This window comes from Bacillus cereus group sp. MG9, from assembly GCF_040459995.1.
Classification (GTDB): Bacteria; Bacillota; Bacilli; order Bacillales; family Bacillaceae_G; genus Bacillus_A; species Bacillus_A mycoides.
Genome location: NZ_JARVHC010000001.1, coordinates 4,070,452 through 4,088,368, shown reverse-complemented (window position 1 = coordinate 4,088,368; position 17,917 = coordinate 4,070,452). Strand labels below are relative to the sequence as shown.

The following is a 17,917-nucleotide window of genomic DNA, read 5'->3' as shown; positions in this document are numbered from 1 at the left end:
TAATAGAGTAGGGAACCTTTTTTATTGTCGATTTCGCCGTGTATCCTCTATAATGGAGAAAAAAGTAAAAGGTGAATAGTATGAAGAAAAAGAAGCAAAGACAAACACAAAGACACTCTCAAATGAATCAACCAGAGAAAGAATCACTTACACTAGGTGATCAATTGAACGATTCGTTAATGCAACAATTAAAGAATAAGAAAAAAGAGTTGCAAGTGAGAGAAGAGAAAAAAGAGGCAGCAGAACAAGAAAGAAAGCGTAAAGAACAAAAAGAACGTGAAAAGAATAAATCATTTGAAGAACTCTTAAGTGAAAGTAGCCTTACTTGGAAAGACTTTAAATAATAAAAAGATGATCAGTGAAATGCCACTGATCATCTTTTTGACGAGTTTGTAAGAAAAGGGGAGTTAGAATGAGGAAAATTGTAGTCGTTCCGTATGAAAATCATTGGAGTGAGAAATTTCAAATGGAGGCCGAAAGATTAAAATCGGCGATGCCAGAAACGGTAAAAATCCATCATATTGGAAGTACATCAGTGCCAGGACTTGCGGCAAAGCCTATCATTGATATGATAATGGAAGTAGATAATATTGAAAGAGTAGATCATTGGAATGAAAAGTTTGATGAGCTTGGTTACATTGTGAAAGGAGAAAATGGTATTTCAGGTCGTCGTTTTTTTATTCATGGAACTGAGGAGAAACGCTCGTATCACTTACACGTGTTTGAAAAAGAAAATCCTGAGATAGTAAGGCATTTAGCATTTCGTGATTATATGATGGCTCATTGTGAAGAAGCAGAGGCGTATGCGACTTTAAAGAAAGAACTAGCTGAAAAATATACATATGATGGCACGTTGTATACAGAAGGAAAAAATGAATTTGTACGTAAGGTTGATGAAAAAGCGAAAGAATGGAAAGGAAATAACGTGAATGACTGAGTTCACGTTATTTTTTTTAATGTGTATAAAAGTATTATGTAAACTGTACGTATGTTTTGACTTTTTGGATGAATCTTGTTGAAATAAAGTAGTGGCTTATAAAAATGTAACAATGAAAGGGAGAACGACTGTGCATATTCCAACAACTACACTTCATAATGGCGTGAAAATGCCGATGATTGGTCTAGGCGTTTATAAAGCGAAAGAAGGCGACGAAGTTAAACAAGCAGTAAAAACAGCGTTAGAAGTTGGATACCGTTCGATTGATACAGCAACTGTATATGAAAATGAAAGCGGTGTCGGAGAAGCGGTTCGTGAATCTGGAATCCCGCGAGAAGACTTGTTTATTACAACAAAAGTTTGGAACGACGATCAAGGGTATGAGGAGACGCTCGAGGCGTTTGAAAAAAGTTTAAAGAAATTACAAATGGAGTATGTAGATTTATATTTAATCCATTGGCCGATAAGAGGGAAGTATGTTGATACGTACCGTGCTTTAGAAAAGCTATATGAAGAAGGTAAAGTGCGCGCGATTGGTGTTTCTAATTTTCATAAACATCATTTAGAACTGTTATTACCAAATTGTAAAGTGAAGCCGATGGTCAACCAAGTGGAACTTCATCCGATGTTAGCGCAATTTGAATTGCGTGATTTCTGTCAAGGTGAGCAAATTCAAATGGAAGCTTGGAGTCCTTTAATGAGAGGCGGCGAAGTATTCCAGCATCCAATTATTCGAGATATTGCCAAAAAATATGAAAAGACACCTGCACAAGTTATATTAAGGTGGGATATTCAAAGTGGGATTGTGACTATTCCTAAATCTGTTACGCCATCTCGTATTAAAGAGAACTTTACTATTTTTGATTTCTCATTAACTGAAGAAGAGATGGATCAAATTAATACGTTAAATCGTAATTTACATGTAGGAACGAATCCTGATAAATATGATACGTTATAAAAAAAGACTGCCGCCTAGTGTTGGGGGGCAGTCTTTTGCTTTTATCGGTATCAATATTTTAGCGATGCAAAGCATATGAATCATACTTAACAATCTTTTGAAGTTGTACATATTCTTCTTTTGTTAAAGATAACTGTTGGCTAGCTTGTATATTTTCTTGCAATTGTTGAATAGAGCTTGCACCAGGTATAACAGCTGCAACAGTTTCGTTATGTAAGCAATATTGAATAGCTGTTCCTGTTAAAGAGCTTTCTCCGATTATTTCTTTTACACTCGCGAGTGTCGAATATAACTCATCGTAAGAATAAGAGAGGTAATCTTTTTCTTTTACTCTTTCTATCTTTCTTGCATTATTGTTAGTTAAAATCCCTTTTGCAAGTGGTCCGCGAGCAATAACGCTAATTTGCTGTTCATTAAGAAGCGGGAACCATTCTTCAGGGCGACGATTTAAAAGGCTGTATTCCATTAATATGCTAACGATATTTGATCGTTTTGCATACTCACGAATGACATTTGGACGTATAGAAGAGATACCATAATGACGAATAATCCCTTCTTTTTTTAATTCTTCAAAGGCTTCAACTGTTTCATCTATAGGATCTTCAATCGTCCCGCCATGCAGTTGATATAAATCAATATAATCTGTTTGAAGTCTACGTAAACTCTCTTTTACTTCGGCCTTTATATAAGCTTTAGAAGGATCCCAAGACCAACCGTTTTTTTCTTCTGTCCATCGATTTCCAACCTTTGTTGTAAGAACAATTTGGTCGCGTTTTCCTTTCAGAGCTTTTCCAACAAATTCTTCATTTAATCCATAATCGTATAAGTCCGCTGTATCAAAAAAATTAATTCCTAAATCGATTGCCTCATCGATAATACGCATAGCTTCAGCCTCAGATGCACCGAGAGACATACAGCCAAATCCAATTTCCGTAACATATAAATCTGAGTTTCCTAATTGACGTTTTTTCATAGGTCAACCTCCTTACCTTTATTGTACGAAAGGGGAAGAAGGTTGACAAACGTTTACTTTTTATTTGCTGTAATCCACTCTTGTACAGTTGTATACTCTTTGCCATATTGTTTTAGCTTATGACGAATTTGCCATGCTTTGCCGACTAAAGTGACGCGATTTGGTAAAATGTAAACTTTCATTTCTATCACGCTCCTTTCAATGTGGTAAAATGTATGAAGAACGATTAGGAAATAGAACAGGGAGATGAAGTAGTATGAGTAATCTTGCAGAAAGAACAGTAAAAACTGAACCGATTTTTGATGGTAGAGTTATAAAAGTTCGTGTTGATGATGTAGTATTACCAAATGGAGAAATGAGTAAACGTGAAATCGTAAATCACCCTGGGGCAGTTGCTATTATTGCTATTACTGATGAGGGGAAAATTGTACTCGTTGAGCAGTATCGTAAAGCTCTCGAAAAGGCAATTGTGGAAATTCCTGCTGGGAAGTTAGAACCTGGGGAAAAGCCAGAGGTAACAGCAGTTCGTGAATTAGAAGAAGAAACAGGATATGTATGTGAAAATATGGAGCTTATTACATCTTTCTATACATCACCTGGTTTTGCAGATGAGATTTTATATGTATATAAAGCGACAGGATTAAAACAAAAAGAAAATAAAGCAGCTTTAGATGAAGATGAATTTGTGGAATTAATGGAAGTGTCATTAGAAGAAGCGATTGATCTTATGAAAGACCTTCGTATACATGATGCTAAGACGATGTTTGCAGTACAATATTTACAATTACAAAAATAAACACTCGCCTAAGGCGAGTGTTTTTAGTTGATTTTTGCATATACACGTGCATCGCGTAAGCTGCCATCGGGTGCTAGGAAATCATTTTCCATTGTACCTTCTAAAATAAATTCTAGACGTTCTGCTAAGTTACATGCGTTTATATTTGTTGCATCAGTACGAATTTCAATTCTTCTAGCACCTAGTTTATCAAATGCAAATTGAATCGCACCTTTAATGGCTTCTGTCATATAGCCATGCTTTGTATAAGCGCTATGTAGCCAAAAGTGAAGTGAAAACTTTGGAATATCCCAGTTTTCAGGCTTGAGCGTAATAGCTCCGATGAATGTACCAGATACTTTATCGTATAAGTGGAAATCAAGTGTTTCACGAAGTAAAAACTGTCCGTGAGCTTCGCGAACAATTTCTTCAGCACGTTCTTCTGTTTCAGCTGTAATTGGCATCCATGGTAATAAGTCTTCTAGCGAAGCTTGGATTGCTTCATATACTTCTGTGCCATCACCTGGAAACGGCTTACGTACTTGCAAGCGCTCAGTTTGAAATAATGTTGGAAAATCTAATAATAATGGTTTCAAGAGAAATCCCTCCTATTCTCTACTTTTTAGTTTAGCAAAGTAGAGCGGAATTTCAATGCTAATTCGTCATACTTTTTTTCTTTCTTTCATACATTTTTAGTAAGAGTGTGAACGGAGGGAAGGAAAATGTGGCGAAAAACGTGGCAAGACCGTGTAATGTCTCACATACAGGAAAATTCTTCACTATATATATTTAATGCGGTTTTATTACTGATGGGAGTAATATTTGGAGCGATTCTTGTGAATAGTTTACAAATAAACCAAAAGCAAGATTTATCATTTTATTTACAGCGTTTTTTTGGACAAGTTTCTAAAGGAGAATTTGCTGTCGCGGGCGAAATGTTTCGAGAAAGTTACTTTTCGCAATTAAAATATATCGGCTTTATTTGGATTTTGGGGATTTCAATTATTGGGTTGCCGCTCATTTTTATCTTACTATTTTTAAAAGGGGTAGTTGTTGGATTTACAGTAGGTTTTTTAGTAAGTCAGCACGGATGGAATGGACTATTATTAGCATTTGTATCTGTATTGCCACAAAATTTAATTATAATTCCTGTATTTCTCGTAATGACAACAATTGCTGCAAGCTTTTCCTTACGCATGATTAGGCATCAATTTATTCGGAAAATAACTGAGCCACTATTACCGTTATTAATTCGCTATACATGCTTTTTTCTCGTGATTGGAGCGGTATTAGCTATTGCTTCCAGTGTCGAAGTGTATGCATCACCAGTTTTAATGAAAGAAGTTGTGGAGGCTATTAACAAACAATAAATACTTTTTGAGAATAATTATCAATTTGTTTTTATTGTTTTTCTTTTGACAGGAGCCCTTCTTCTGATATAATGGTGTAAGAGTGGCGAGGAGGGAGTAGTACCGAATGGAAGAAAGAATTGAACGAATTAAGAAGCAATTACATGCAGCGAGCTATAAATTGACACCACAACGTGAAGCAACAGTTCGTGTGCTGCTAGAAAATGAAGAAGATCATTTAAGCGCAGAAGATGTATACCTCCTTGTAAAAGAAAAGTCGCCAGAGATCGGATTAGCAACCGTTTATCGAACTTTAGAGTTATTGTCTGAGTTGAAAGTTGTCGATAAAATTAACTTTGGAGACGGTGTTTCGCGTTATGACTTACGCCAAGAAGGTGCACAGCGTTTCCATCATCATTTAATCTGTACACAATGCGGTGCTGTACAAGAAATACAAGAAGATTTACTTGGTGAAGTGGAGAGTAAAGTGGAACGAGACTGGAGCTTTAAGGTGAAAGATCATCGTTTAACATTCCATGGGATTTGTAAAAATTGTCAAGAAAATGAAACGGATGAAAAATAACCTTTTCCTATTTAACTAGGAAGAGGTTTTTTATTTGAATAAGGTATAAATTGATGAAAGCTTGGCATATGTTGTAATAACTTATATTTTGGAGGAATTTACAATGCGCCGAGCTTTAAAATTAACTTTTGATGGGATGAAAGTATTTTTATTATTTACAAGTTGTACGATTTTGTTTTATTTCGCTATACTATGGATAAATGAAGAATATGAAAGTTACCATCGTTATGAAAAGCCAAAAGAAGAGACTGTAGAAAAAGTATCAGGGAATGAGGAGCCGGAAAAGGATGCTTTCGTAAATAGAATGATGTTTTTCTATGAAAATGGGGAGTAGTGTAGATTGGAAGATCAATTAAAAGATTTTATTCATTATATGATTGTTGAAAAAGGTTTAGCGAAAAATACAGTTGTATCTTATGAACGCGATTTAAAAAGCTATGTGAAGTATTTGCAAAATGTAGAACAAACGAAGACGTTTCATGAAGTGACACGCTTGCATATTGTTAACTTTTTGCAGCATTTAAAAGAAAACGGGAAATCTTCAAAAACATTGGCGCGTCATATTGCATCGATTCGTTCGTTTCATCAATTTTTACTTCGTGAACGAGCAGTGGAGCATGACCCATCGGTACATATTGAAACGCCACAAGGGGAACGAAAATTACCAAAAGTATTATCAATCGACGAAGTGGAAGCATTGCTTCAAACACCGAAAACTGCAAGTGCTTTTGGGATTCGTGATAAGGCAATGTTAGAGTTGTTGTATGCAACAGGACTTCGTGTTTCAGAATTAATTGCATTAAATTTAGAAGATGTGCACTTAACGATGGGATTTGTTCGCTGTATCGGGAAAGGGAACAAAGAAAGAATTATTCCACTAGGAAGCTTAGCGACAGAAGCGATTCAAAAGTATATTGAAAAAGGAAGAAGAGAATTGATGGGTAAAAAAGCAGTAGATGCGCTCTTTTTAAACCATCATGGTAATCGATTATCGAGACAGGGATTTTGGAAAATTTTAAAACGGCTAGCGAAAGAAGCGAATATTGCAAAAGAGCTTACACCGCATACGTTGCGTCACTCTTTTGCTACGCATCTATTAGAAAATGGGGCAGACTTACGTGCTGTACAGGAAATGCTTGGACATGCAGATATTTCGACGACACAAATTTATACGCACGTTTCAAAAACTAGATTAAAAGATGTATATAAACAGTTTCACCCGAGAGCATAGTCACTATGCTCTTTTTTCATAGATTAAGAAGAGTGAACCATTTCACAGAAACTTCACAAACATTTCGTACATTGTTTTCAGCAGAAGACTAGAATATTACAATGTATTTCCTCTATACTAAGGAAAGTATGAAGGAGGAAATGAAGATGAAAAAACTTATTATTACATTATTTATCGCGATGCTAGCATTGGCTGGCTGTAATACAAACAAAGAAGAACCGAAAAAAGAACAAAAACTTGAAGCTGTAAAAGTAGCAGTTCAAACGAATCCGAAAGAAATTAAACCAGGTGAAAAAACAGAAGTACAAGCACTTGTTACACAAGGAAAAGAAAAAGTAACAGATGCTGATGATGTAAAGTTTGAAATTTGGAAAGATGGCGACGAGAAGCGCGAGATGCTAGATGGTAAGCATAAAGGGAAAGGTGTTTATGCTGTAGAAAAAACATTCGAAACGGATGGAGTATATCATGTTATTGCTCATACAAATGCACGTGAAATGCATGTTATGCCAGAAGTAAAAGTGGCTGTGGGAAATGCAAAAGTTGAAGATGCGAAAAAAGAAGAAGGTCATGGGGATCATAAAAGTGATACGATGATACATCTTATGGCTGGTGATATTAAAGCAAATGCTGAGTCAACAATGAAAGTTCATTTAAAACAAAAAGAAGAAGCGTTAACTGGTGCTGAAGTACAACTTGAGATTTGGAAAGACGGCGTTGAAAAACACGAATTTATTCCGGCGAAAGAAGGGAATAAAGGGGAGTATGAAAGTAAACATACTTTCAAAGAGAATGGTGCTTATAAAGTGAAAGTTCATGTAAGAAAAGGTGAACTACATGAACATAAAGAAGAAACAGTAGAAGTAAAATAAAAAGTAGCTCTTTAGAGCTGCTTTTTATTTTAGGAAATAAGTCATGAAATGATTAGCACTTCTTTGCAGAATGGATTACAATAGAAGGGTAAAGAAAATGAGAAATTCTACGAAAATGTATTAAAAAGAAAGCGTAAACATGTTATGATATCAATATCAGATGTCTGACATCTGACTTGGAAAAACCTAGAAGTTTTTTGGTTCGTTTGAAAGTAAAACGAAAAAGTTAGAGAATGATTTAAAGCAGTACTGTTTAATAATGAGGACGAAAGATAATTCCCATTGATAACAGTTTCACTTTATAGCGTTTTGAACATACTACAAGAAGTAGAACTGAACATATAGGAGGTTGCAGTTATGAATAAATATAAACGTATTTTCCTAGTCGTAATGGACTCTGTGGGAATCGGTGAAGCACCGGATGCTGAGCAGTTTGGTGATTTAGGTTCTGATACAATTGGTCATATCGCTGAACATATGAATGGATTACACATGCCAAATATGGTGAAATTAGGCCTTGGTAATATTCGTGAAATGAAAGGAATCTCTAAAGTAGAGAAACCGCTTGGATATTATACAAAAATGCAAGAGAAATCTACAGGTAAAGATACAATGACAGGTCACTGGGAAATCATGGGCCTTTACATTGATACACCATTCCAAGTGTTTCCTGAAGGATTCCCGAAAGAATTACTTGATGAATTAGAAGAAAAGACAGGTCGTAAAATTATCGGTAATAAACCAGCCTCTGGAACTGAGATTCTTGATGAGCTTGGTCAAGAACAAATGGAAACAGGTTCTTTAATTGTTTACACTTCTGCTGATAGTGTATTACAGATCGCAGCTCATGAAGAAGTAGTACCACTTGAAGAGCTATATAAAATTTGTAAAATCGCACGTGAATTAACATTAGATGAGAAGTACATGGTAGGACGTGTTATCGCTCGTCCGTTCGTTGGAGAGCCAGGAAACTTCACACGTACACCAAATCGTCATGACTATGCATTAAAACCATTTGGTCGCACAGTAATGAATGAACTTAAAGATAGCGATTATGATGTAATTGCTATTGGTAAAATTGCTGACATTTATGATGGAGAAGGTGTAACTGAATCACTTCGTACGAAATCAAATATGGATGGAATGGACAAGCTTGTAGATACATTAAATATGGACTTTACAGGTATTAGCTTCTTAAACTTAGTTGACTTTGATGCCTTATTTGGTCATCGTCGTGACCCACAAGGGTACGGAGAAGCCTTGCAAGAATATGACGCACGTCTTCCAGAAGTATTCGAAAAACTAAAAGAAGATGATCTATTATTAATTACAGCAGACCATGGTAATGATCCAGTACATCCTGGTACTGATCATACACGTGAATATGTACCGTTATTAGCATATAGCCCAAGCATGAAAGAAGGCGGACAAGAGTTATCACTTCGTCAAACATTTGCTGATATTGGTGCAACTGTAGCAGAAAACTTTAATGTTAAAATGCCAGAACATGGAACAAGCTTCTTAAACGAGCTAAAGAAATAGGGGGATAAACAGATGAATCGTGAACTAATTACAAAATCAGCTTCATACTTAAAAGAGAAATTTCAAGAGACACCACAAGTAGGACTAATCCTTGGATCTGGACTAGGTGTATTAGCAGATGAAATCGAGAACGCAGTAACAGTACCATACAGTGAAATCCCTGAATTCCCAGTTTCAACTGTAGAAGGACATGCAGGTCAACTTGTATTCGGTACACTTCAAGGTGTAACAGTAGTAGCAATGCAAGGACGTTTCCATTTCTATGAAGGATACGATATGCAAAAAGTAACATTCCCAGTTCGTGTTATGAAAGAACTAGGTGTAGAAACAGTTGTTGTAACGAACGCAGCTGGTGGTGTAAATACATCATTTGAACCAGGCGATCTTATGTTAATTTCAGACCATATTAATTTCATGGGTACGAACCCATTAATCGGACCAAATGATTCTGAAATGGGTGTACGTTTCCCTGATATGTCTACATCATATACGCCAGAACTTCGCGAAATGGCGAAACAAGTTGCAGCAGATTTAAATATTAAAGTACAAGAAGGTGTATATGTTGGAATGACAGGTCCTGTATATGAAACACCTGCTGAAATTCGTATGCTTCGTACACTTGGCGGAGATGCAGTTGGTATGTCAACAGTACCAGAAGTAATTGTAGCTCGTCATGCAGGTATGAAAGTACTAGGTATTTCTTGTATTTCAAATATGGCAGCTGGTATTTTAGATCAACCACTTCACCACGATGAAGTAATTGAAACGACAGAACGTGTTAAAGCTAATTTCTTAGCATTAGTAAAAGCAATTGTAAAACAAATGAAGGGGTGACTTCACAATGAGAATGGTGGACCTAATTGCAAAAAAACGTGATGGACATGCATTAACGACAGAAGAAATTAACTTTATCGTTGAAGGATATACAAATGGTAGTATTCCAGATTATCAAATGAGTTCATTTGCAATGGCAATTTTCTTCCAAGATATGAATGATCAAGAACGTGCAGATTTAACGATGGCAATGGTAAATAGCGGTGATACAATTGACTTATCAGCCATTGAAGGGGTAAAAGTAGATAAGCATTCAACGGGTGGAGTTGGTGATACAACGACACTTGTATTAGGTCCATTAGTAGCTGCTTTAGGTGTACCAGTTGCGAAAATGTCTGGACGAGGTCTAGGACATACGGGTGGTACAATTGATAAATTAGAAGCAGTACCAGGATTCCATGTGGAAATTGAAAATGATGAATTCATGCGTCTTGTAAATGAAAATAAAATCGCTGTTATTGGTCAAAGTGGAAACTTAACACCTGCTGATAAAAAGTTATATGCGCTTCGTGATGTAACTGCAACAGTAAATTCAATTCCTCTTATCGCTAGCTCAATTATGAGTAAGAAAATTGCTGCTGGTGCAGATGCAATTGTTCTTGATGTAAAAACTGGAGCAGGCGCGTTTATGAAAACGGATGAAGATGCAAAGCGTTTAGCAGAAGCAATGGTACGCATCGGTAATAACGTTGGTCGTAATACGATGGCGGTTATTTCTGATATGAGTCAGCCGCTTGGTGAAGCAATTGGTAATGCATTAGAAGTACAAGAAGCAATTGATACATTACAAGGTAAGGGACCGAAAGATTTAGAAGAGTTATGTTTAACACTTGGAAGTCAGATGGTGTACCTTGCTGGACAAGCTTCATCTTTAGAAGATGCACGTGAAAAGTTAATTGAAGTAATGAACAATGGTAAAGCGCTAGAATCATTTAAAACGTTCTTATCCGCGCAAGGCGGCGATGCATCTGTTGTTGATGATCCTTCTAAATTGCCACAAGCACAATTTAAAATTGAAGTGGAAGCGAAAGAAGACGGTTACGTATCGGAAATCGTTGCAGATGAAATCGGAACAGCAGCAATGCTTTTAGGAGCAGGGCGTGCAACGAAAGAATCTGAAATTGATTTAGCAGTTGGTCTAATGCTTCGCAAAAAAGTAGGCGATAGCGTGAAAAAAGGTGACTCTCTTGTTACAATTTACGCAAACCGCGAAAATGTTGAAGACGTAAAAGCGAAAATTTATGAGAACATGAAAATCGCTAAAGACCACGTAGATGCACCAACTTTAGTACACGGTATTGTAACGAAGTAATAAAAAAAGCTGAGGAGATTTCTCCTTGGCTTTTTTTACTATTTTTTGTTTATAATAGTAAAGGGTGAAATTATGATTAGAATTTGTGCAATAACGAAAAAAAATGAAGTTTTATATGATGTGTCGCTAGAAGAAACGAGACAAGAAAACATCGTATGGTATTGGCTTGATTTATATAAGCCGACGAAAGAAGAGTATACATATATTTTACAAGATCACTTCAAATTCCATCCCCTTGCAATTGAAGATTGTGTAGAGTATGTACAGAGGCCAAAGGTAGATTTTTATGATGGATATAACTTTTTAGTTCTCCATGCATTCGGAGAAGACGGATTAGAACCGCATGAAATCGATTTATTTGTTAGTGATCGATATATAGTCTCTTTTCACTTCTCTCATAACAATGCGATTGAAAGAGTATGGAAAACGCTCGGTGAGAAGAAACGTATTAAGAAGAGTCCTTTAAATGTAGCACATACAATTATTGACCAAATTGTAGATGATTATTTCGCACCTGTATATTACATTGAAGACCATTTAAATGCAATTGATGATAATTTAACGGGTGAGACAGCAGGAAGTGTGCTAGAAGAGGTATTTGATATTCGGACAGATTTATCTAAGCTAAGGCGTACGATTATTCCGATGCGTGATTTATTGTATCGCATTTTAAATTCAACTCGTTTTTACGGTATAAGCGATCATGAAATTTATTTTAAAGATATACATGATCATTTGCTTAAACTGACAGAGATGATTGAAGCGAGCCGTGAATTGACAGCAGATATTCGAGATAGTTACTTTTCATTGAATTCCCACCATATGAACAATATTATGAAAACATTAACTGTTTTCTCAACTATTTTCATGCCGTTAACATTTATTGCAGGGGTATACGGCATGAACTTCGCACATATGCCAGAGCTTGGCGGGAAGTATAGTTATTTTATTTGCTTAATTTTAATGGCGTTAATTGGCGGCGGAATGATGGCTTGGTTTTATAAAAAAGGTTGGTTTAAGTAAACAAACACCGAGGATTTCCTCGGTGTTTGTTTCTTAGCCAATAGCGTGTAATACGAACATGGCTAAGAATAAGCATGTAATAATATACATGGACGGTGCGACTTCTTTACGCTTTCCAAGAGCAACTTTCAAGATAGGATAAGCAATAAATCCGAACGCAATGCCATCAGCGATACTATATGTGAGCGGGATCATAACGATAATTAAAAACGCTGGAAATCCTTCTGAAAAGTCGTTCAGAGGAATTTGTTGAATGCTTGTAATCATCAGACCGCCAATAATAATTAAGATTGGTGCAATGGCACTGTCAGGAATTATTTTGACAAACGGAAGCGCAAACAGTGATGCGAAGAATAACAACCCTGTAACGATAGACGTCAGACCTGTTTTTCCGCCTGCAGTAATACCTGCGGCACTCTCTACTGTTGAAACGGTAGGGCTTGTGCCAAATAGACCACATGTCATTGCTGAAATTGCATTTGCTTGGTAAGCACGTGGGAATTTACGATCATCTTCTAATAAACCGTGCAGTAGTCCCATGTTCTCAAAAATAAGCACCATGCTTAAGGAGAATGTTGCAATCCAAAATGGTAAGGAAGAAAGTTTTCCAAATGACATAGCTCCAAACACATCGCCATAATTAGCGAATGAAAACGAACTATTTCCCATTTGACTCGTATCAACAAGACCAAACAGCCATGCAATACCAGTTCCAATTGCAATCGTCCATAAAAAGTTTCCACGTACGTTACGAACAAATAGCACAAGTGCGACAATAAGAGTAAGTAGTGTTGCAAGAACGACAGGACTACTTAATTTCCCCATTGCAACAGCAGTATTAGGATGCGAAACGACTAAACCACCTTTTTGCAAGCCGATGAAAGCTAAAAACAACCCGATACCGACAGTGATCGCTTCCTTTAATGACTTTGGAATCGATACCGAAAGCACGCGAGCAATTGGTGTAAAAGCAGCAATTGCAAAAATAATACCGGCGATAAAAACAGCTGCCAATGCTTCTTGCCAAGCTAAACCGAGCGTATGCACAGCAGTGTACGTGAAGAATGCATTTACACCCATACCAGGGACAAGAATAGCAGGTGCATTTGCCCAAAATGCCATAAGTAGACATCCGACAAATGAACTGAAAACAGTTGCCAAAATTCCTGCTTCAAGAGGAATGCCGGCATCTGATAAGATTGACGCATTTACAATCATAATATAAACAATTGTGAAAAATGACGTGACTCCAGCTAAAACTTCTTGTTTTGGTGATGTTTGGTGTAAGTCTAATTTAAATGTTCTTTCAAGTATTCCTTTCATGTTAAACCTTCTTTTTCATATCCCTCTCCCACCCGTGATATCTCTTATGTAAGAGCTCACCGTCCTTTATTATATCAGAACATCATGTTTTTACAACAACGAAAATGATAACGGTTACTTATAAATGAATTTATTTATAAATACGTAAAAATTGCCCGGATAGATGAAATGATTTCTAGTTCTCCTGATTGAATGGGCGGAGCTGCTTGCGCATGCAAAGTAGCATATGATGCGATCTCCCGTGGTAATTGGACAGATTCTTCAACGAATGAGAGGGGAACAGGATTAATATTTAAATTGTAGGTACTCGCAATTGTACGAGCTTTGTCTACTGCTTGTTGCAGAGCTTGAATGAGAGCTTGCTCATAATATTTATTTGGATGAGATATTCGAAAACGTAATCCTTTTGCTACGTTTGCACCATTCGTAACGGCTATATCATATACTTCCCCTGCTTTTTGCACATTTAAAACGGTAATTTCATACAAATGCTCCACACGGTATCCTTGTAGTAATGCTTTATCATTTACATATTCGTATTGAGGAGTAATCGTATAAGAAATAGTTTCTATATCTTTATCGGCAATACCTAGCTGTTTGAGTGCATCAAGCAATTGTTTCGATTGCACTGCATTTTCTTCTTGCGCTTGTTTTACATTTTTACTATCGGTTCGAATGCCCAGTGTTAATATGACAACATTTGGTTTTGCCTTTATAATGCCTTCTCCTTGTACAGTAATAGTAGCTTCTTTACCAGTATTTGTCGTACGGATATTATGTAAATACGGATTCATTCCACTTTGCATTTATGCTCACCATCCTTTTTTATATGTATATGTGTGAACAAAAAAGAAAATCTTATGAAAAAAGTTACATAAATGAGAATGTTGAGGGAAGAAAGCATATACAATATAGGTATTTATAGATTATAATATGTGTAAATATGATAAAAAAGGGACGAGGCTAGTGAACGAAAATAGAGAAACACTGATTTTAGATTTATCTGCATCATTTCGAAAGATGATACGTTTATTACAAAATGATATTAATACACGTTTTTCAGAGCATATGCCATATAATGAATTTTCTGTATTACGTGCGTTATTTTTAAAAAGTCCACAGATGGCTTCGCAAATTGCGAGTGAAGTAAACGTAACCTCCAGTCATATTACAGCTGTAACAGATCGTCTCGTGCGAAAAGGGTTTGTTGAAAGAAAACGTTCAAATTCGGACCGTCGTATCGTATACTTAGAAATTACTGAAAACGGACGAGAAGTAACTGAAAAGCTTGAAGCTGTGCGTAAAGAATATTATAAAGAGAAATTTAAAGGTTGGAGCGACCAAGAGATAGAAATGGTTTTAGAACTATTTGGCCGCGTATTATAATAAATGAGGATAGGAAGCGAGAGCTTTCCTATCCTTTTTCTTTTGAATAAAAATATTTTGAAACTCCGATACTTTAATTAAACAGATCGGAGGAAAGATTATGAAATATATTGCTGGACTTACCATTTTATTAAGAAGTTTTTTTTGTTTTAATACATTTTTATACGCTGAAACTCCAATTCAAGTCGTGCAAAAAGAAGTGAAATACATTGAAAACGATAATACTGTCTTATATTCGAAATTATGGGTTCGTTCTATGCAAAACGCAGTATTATTTCATCATAGCGATAATGTTCGTAATCAAGACACATTGCGTAACGTAACAAGTTCATCGCTCATTAAAGCGAAGCACTTGCCATTTCAGAAAGCATCAATGTATATTCCAAGATTATCGCAATACGTATCAAAAGCAGGAAAAGAAAATATTCAAGTGTATTACATTGCGGTGCACTATAATGTGAAAAAAGAAAATGCATATCAATTAAATGGTATGAACTATTTTCTGCAAGTATTTGTGAAAGAGCGCGGCGAATGGAAAATTGCTGAAAGTGTAGTCGCGCCGACAGAGCAAATTGTGCAAAATGGTGATGGATTTGGGATGAAAGAAGAGAGGGTGTATGGAGATAGGAGAGAGAATGTGAAATAACCTCCTTTTAGTGAGGAGGTTATTTCGTATGAAGTAAAAATTTTTTATTTATCAAATAGTGAAGTATTATATAGCTAAATAGTCCTATTATTATGAACCCAGCGTAATAACTTAATAGCGGATCACTTTTTCCACCTGTTATCCGGCCTCCTAATAGAGCAAAACATATTGTAACACACGGTATAAATAAACCATTTAGTTTAGTGAATAGTAATATTTTACCGTTATTTTCATTTGGGGTCCGATCATATAAAAATACTCCTAATGGTAAAAGGATGAGAATATATAGAATCGGAGTGATAAGCTTCCAGATAGGTTGAAATTGATGGTGCTCCTTAACTGATTCTTTTAAATTATTAATGTCTACTTCTTTTACTTTTGGATTAAATGTATAAGATATATAAGTATTATTAGTAGGTGCAAAAACTTCAATATTCTCTATATATGATGCATAATTCGCTTTCTTAAGGGAAAATTCAGTTGTAGATACATTTGTGTGAATCCAAGCAAAATGAAAAAGTAACATGCCTAATCCAGATGGTAATATAATGAAAACTAAGCTTAATATACTATGTGAAATAACATTCCCAGCAATTGTTCCGATAAAAATAGCTATTGTAAAAATCGCAATCCATGTAATGGTAACATACCATAATAATGTACGCATTGGCCCGAAAGATTGGTATTGGCTAAAAAGATTAATCTTTAGGATGAAATAAATTAAGATGCCATTAAGACTCATTATGAATAGAATTGCGATTGTCCCGAACAGCCACTTAGAAAGAAAAAGCTCTTTTCTCGTGAATGGCATTGCAAATAACAGATAGTCTGTTTGATTTTGTCTTTTCCAACTGATTAATGAACAGGCGAGTAATATGAAAATTGGAATGAAGGGGATGATAAGAGTATCCCCATTTAAACTATAGTAGAAATAGCCATCTTCGTTTGGTTGAACCTGTAAATCATTAAAGTAGCTAATAGGTAAAAACCAAAAACTACTACAAGAAAAGAGTAAAAGAATGTACTTACTTTGCTTGTAATGATGGAGCCATAAAGCTTTATGAAACATGTAATCCCTCCAGTACAAAATTGTGATAATGATGAGTTTATTTAGCGTTCCAAGAGAACTTCCATTTCAATAGTTTGGATAGAAGAAAATAGCTAATTATGCTTGATCCAAAAAGTCCAATGTAAAAATTAAGTAATGATTTGTCTCCACTTAAGACTAAACCACCAACTATTCCTATAACGAAAATACCAATGCTCATAATTATTTTTTGTAACTTCGGATATAGGAGGAAGTTTCCATTTAGCTCATTGACTGAACGAACATATAAATATATACCGAGTGGTAATAAAATAATGATATATGTGATAGGTGCAATCAATAATTTTGCTGAAGGGATTTTTGTAAAGTTTGGTTCATTATGACGCACTCCATCCTCATCAGTAAAAGCGCTTTGAGGATCGTAATTAAAGCGAATAGTAAACTCTTCTACTGGACCAGAAATCCGTATGTTTTCCATAACACGATGCATATTGCCATTGTTCTCATGAAAGTCAACATTTGAGTGAACAGCGATGACTCCCGAGATAAGTGGTGGAAGTAATAATGGGAACATGAATATAGCTGCAGTGAGAAATCCTTGCGAAATAACATTCCCAGTTATTGTTCCTATACACAAGGCAAGTGTATAAATAGCAATTAATACAATTAACATGTATATAAAATAAGAATGAAATGGGGAAAATACTTGATATTTATTATGAAAAGTCAACTTTTTCATAATAGCAAATAGTCCCCAGTTTATACTAACAGCTGCTACAATGTTATAAGTACCAAACAACCATTTTGTCATAAAAAGGTGGGAACGTTTAAAAGGCATAGACCAAAGGAAATCAATGGAGTTATTTTGCCTTTCCCAACCGATTAACGTACAGGCCAGAATGATAAGTGCGCTACCTTGAAAGATGACAGGGTCCATAAGTGATAAACCAAAATTGTAATGATATACATATTCCCCTTCTTTTGGCATCTTCAGAAGGTATTCTTGTTCAATCGATGTTATATAGTATTTGTATGACAAAGTATAGAAGCTGACGAGCCAAAATAACCATACAACATATTTACTTTGTTGATACGTTCTTAGCCATAGTGCTTTTTGAAACATAG

The 17,917-nt window shown here is 35.7% G+C and carries 22 protein-coding genes; 15 read left to right on the top strand and 7 right to left on the bottom strand.

Annotation, left to right across the window (positions count from 1 at the left end; genetic code table 11):
• Window positions 1-80 precede the first annotated feature (80 nt).
• The 3 genes from QCI77_RS20900 to QCI77_RS20890 all read left to right on the top strand — a co-directional run bounded on the left by QCI77_RS20900 (window position 81) and on the right by QCI77_RS20890 (window position 1,895).
• A complete protein-coding gene (locus QCI77_RS20900) occupies window positions 81-344 on the top strand; it encodes a YqkE family protein (protein ID WP_002014945.1) in 264 nt (87 codons plus the stop codon).
• Window positions 345-412: 68 nt separating this feature from the next.
• Window positions 413-937, top strand: coding sequence for a GrpB family protein (locus QCI77_RS20895; protein WP_113769804.1), 525 nt, complete (start codon window positions 413-415; stop codon window positions 935-937).
• A gap of 130 nt (window positions 938-1,067) precedes the next feature.
• A complete protein-coding gene (locus QCI77_RS20890) occupies window positions 1,068-1,895 on the top strand; it encodes an aldo/keto reductase (protein ID WP_113769803.1) in 828 nt (275 codons plus the stop codon).
• Window positions 1,896-1,953: 58 nt separating this feature from the next.
• Here the strand turns inward: QCI77_RS20890 and QCI77_RS20885 are convergent, their stop codons facing one another.
• Both QCI77_RS20885 and mciZ read right to left on the bottom strand, forming a co-directional pair.
• Window positions 1,954-2,868: an aldo/keto reductase gene (locus QCI77_RS20885; protein ID WP_002088476.1), complete on the bottom strand. Its 915-nt coding sequence runs from the start codon at window positions 2,866-2,868 to the stop codon at window positions 1,954-1,956.
• A gap of 53 nt (window positions 2,869-2,921) precedes the next feature.
• Entirely contained in the window at window positions 2,922-3,050 is a 129-nt protein-coding gene (gene mciZ / locus QCI77_RS20880; protein ID WP_000870295.1) for a Z-ring formation inhibitor MciZ, read from the bottom strand.
• 74 nt (window positions 3,051-3,124) lie between these two features.
• On the opposite strand from mciZ, the gene QCI77_RS20875 reads away from it, so the two are divergent.
• Window positions 3,125-3,664 (top strand): NUDIX domain-containing protein, encoded by a 540-nt coding sequence (locus tag QCI77_RS20875; RefSeq protein ID WP_002014941.1) that lies wholly within the window; start codon window positions 3,125-3,127, stop codon window positions 3,662-3,664.
• 23 nt (window positions 3,665-3,687) lie between these two features.
• On the opposite strand, the gene QCI77_RS20870 is transcribed toward QCI77_RS20875, so the two are convergent.
• Window positions 3,688-4,239, bottom strand: coding sequence for a GNAT family N-acetyltransferase (locus QCI77_RS20870; protein WP_002033881.1), 552 nt, complete (start codon window positions 4,237-4,239; stop codon window positions 3,688-3,690).
• Between the two features lie 126 nt (window positions 4,240-4,365).
• Here QCI77_RS20870 and spoIIM point away from each other — a divergent pair, with 126 nt between their 5' ends.
• The 9 genes from spoIIM (at window position 4,366) to corA (ending at window position 12,389) form a co-directional block, all read left to right on the top strand.
• Window positions 4,366-5,013 (top strand): stage II sporulation protein M, encoded by a 648-nt coding sequence (gene spoIIM / locus QCI77_RS20865; RefSeq protein ID WP_002014939.1) that lies wholly within the window; start codon window positions 4,366-4,368, stop codon window positions 5,011-5,013.
• A gap of 106 nt (window positions 5,014-5,119) precedes the next feature.
• On the top strand, window positions 5,120-5,575 hold the full coding sequence (gene fur, locus QCI77_RS20860) for a ferric iron uptake transcriptional regulator (protein ID WP_113769802.1): 456 nt from the start codon (window positions 5,120-5,122) through the stop codon (window positions 5,573-5,575).
• A gap of 103 nt (window positions 5,576-5,678) precedes the next feature.
• A complete protein-coding gene (locus tag QCI77_RS20855) occupies window positions 5,679-5,909 on the top strand; it encodes a YqzK family protein (RefSeq protein WP_002088473.1) in 231 nt (76 codons plus the stop codon).
• Window positions 5,910-5,915: 6 nt separating this feature from the next.
• Entirely contained in the window at window positions 5,916-6,806 is an 891-nt protein-coding gene (gene xerD, locus QCI77_RS20850; RefSeq protein WP_002067028.1) for a site-specific tyrosine recombinase XerD, read from the top strand.
• Window positions 6,807-6,946: 140 nt separating this feature from the next.
• Window positions 6,947-7,678 (top strand): FixH family protein, encoded by a 732-nt coding sequence (locus QCI77_RS20845; protein WP_087945154.1) that lies wholly within the window; start codon window positions 6,947-6,949, stop codon window positions 7,676-7,678.
• Window positions 7,679-8,035: 357 nt separating this feature from the next.
• Window positions 8,036-9,220: a phosphopentomutase gene (deoB, locus tag QCI77_RS20840; protein ID WP_002192599.1), complete on the top strand. Its 1,185-nt coding sequence runs from the start codon at window positions 8,036-8,038 to the stop codon at window positions 9,218-9,220.
• Between the two features lie 12 nt (window positions 9,221-9,232).
• Window positions 9,233-10,054, top strand: a complete 822-nt coding sequence (locus tag QCI77_RS20835) for a purine-nucleoside phosphorylase (protein ID WP_001078443.1) — start codon at window positions 9,233-9,235, stop codon at window positions 10,052-10,054.
• Window positions 10,055-10,061: 7 nt separating this feature from the next.
• Window positions 10,062-11,366, top strand: a complete 1,305-nt coding sequence (locus tag QCI77_RS20830; protein WP_002192600.1) for a pyrimidine-nucleoside phosphorylase — start codon at window positions 10,062-10,064, stop codon at window positions 11,364-11,366.
• Window positions 11,367-11,438: 72 nt separating this feature from the next.
• The gene (gene corA / locus QCI77_RS20825) at window positions 11,439-12,389 is read left to right on the top strand and encodes a magnesium/cobalt transporter CorA (protein ID WP_002033891.1); all 951 of its coding nucleotides are present in this window, start codon (window positions 11,439-11,441) and stop codon (window positions 12,387-12,389) included.
• A 33-nt stretch (window positions 12,390-12,422) separates the two neighbouring features.
• Here corA and QCI77_RS20820 read toward each other — a convergent pair whose 3' ends face one another.
• Both QCI77_RS20820 and QCI77_RS20815 read right to left on the bottom strand, forming a co-directional pair.
• The gene (locus QCI77_RS20820; RefSeq protein ID WP_002192601.1) at window positions 12,423-13,712 is read right to left on the bottom strand and encodes an NCS2 family permease; all 1,290 of its coding nucleotides are present in this window, start codon (window positions 13,710-13,712) and stop codon (window positions 12,423-12,425) included.
• Between the two features lie 134 nt (window positions 13,713-13,846).
• A complete protein-coding gene (locus QCI77_RS20815) occupies window positions 13,847-14,518 on the bottom strand; it encodes an SIMPL domain-containing protein (RefSeq protein WP_002014931.1) in 672 nt (223 codons plus the stop codon).
• Window positions 14,519-14,678: 160 nt separating this feature from the next.
• On the opposite strand from QCI77_RS20815, the gene QCI77_RS20810 reads away from it, so the two are divergent.
• On the top strand, window positions 14,679-15,098 hold the full coding sequence (locus tag QCI77_RS20810; protein ID WP_002088468.1) for a MarR family winged helix-turn-helix transcriptional regulator: 420 nt from the start codon (window positions 14,679-14,681) through the stop codon (window positions 15,096-15,098).
• 100 nt (window positions 15,099-15,198) lie between these two features.
• Entirely contained in the window at window positions 15,199-15,744 is a 546-nt protein-coding gene (locus QCI77_RS20805) for a hypothetical protein (protein ID WP_113769801.1), read from the top strand.
• A gap of 19 nt (window positions 15,745-15,763) precedes the next feature.
• On the opposite strand, the gene QCI77_RS20800 is transcribed toward QCI77_RS20805, so the two are convergent.
• Entirely contained in the window at window positions 15,764-16,813 is a 1,050-nt protein-coding gene (locus QCI77_RS20800; protein WP_241875755.1) for an ABC-2 transporter permease, read from the bottom strand.
• A 37-nt stretch (window positions 16,814-16,850) separates the two neighbouring features.
• Entirely contained in the window at window positions 16,851-17,915 is a 1,065-nt protein-coding gene (locus QCI77_RS20795) for an ABC transporter permease subunit (RefSeq protein ID WP_113769799.1), read from the bottom strand.
• Window positions 17,916-17,917 lie beyond the last annotated feature (2 nt).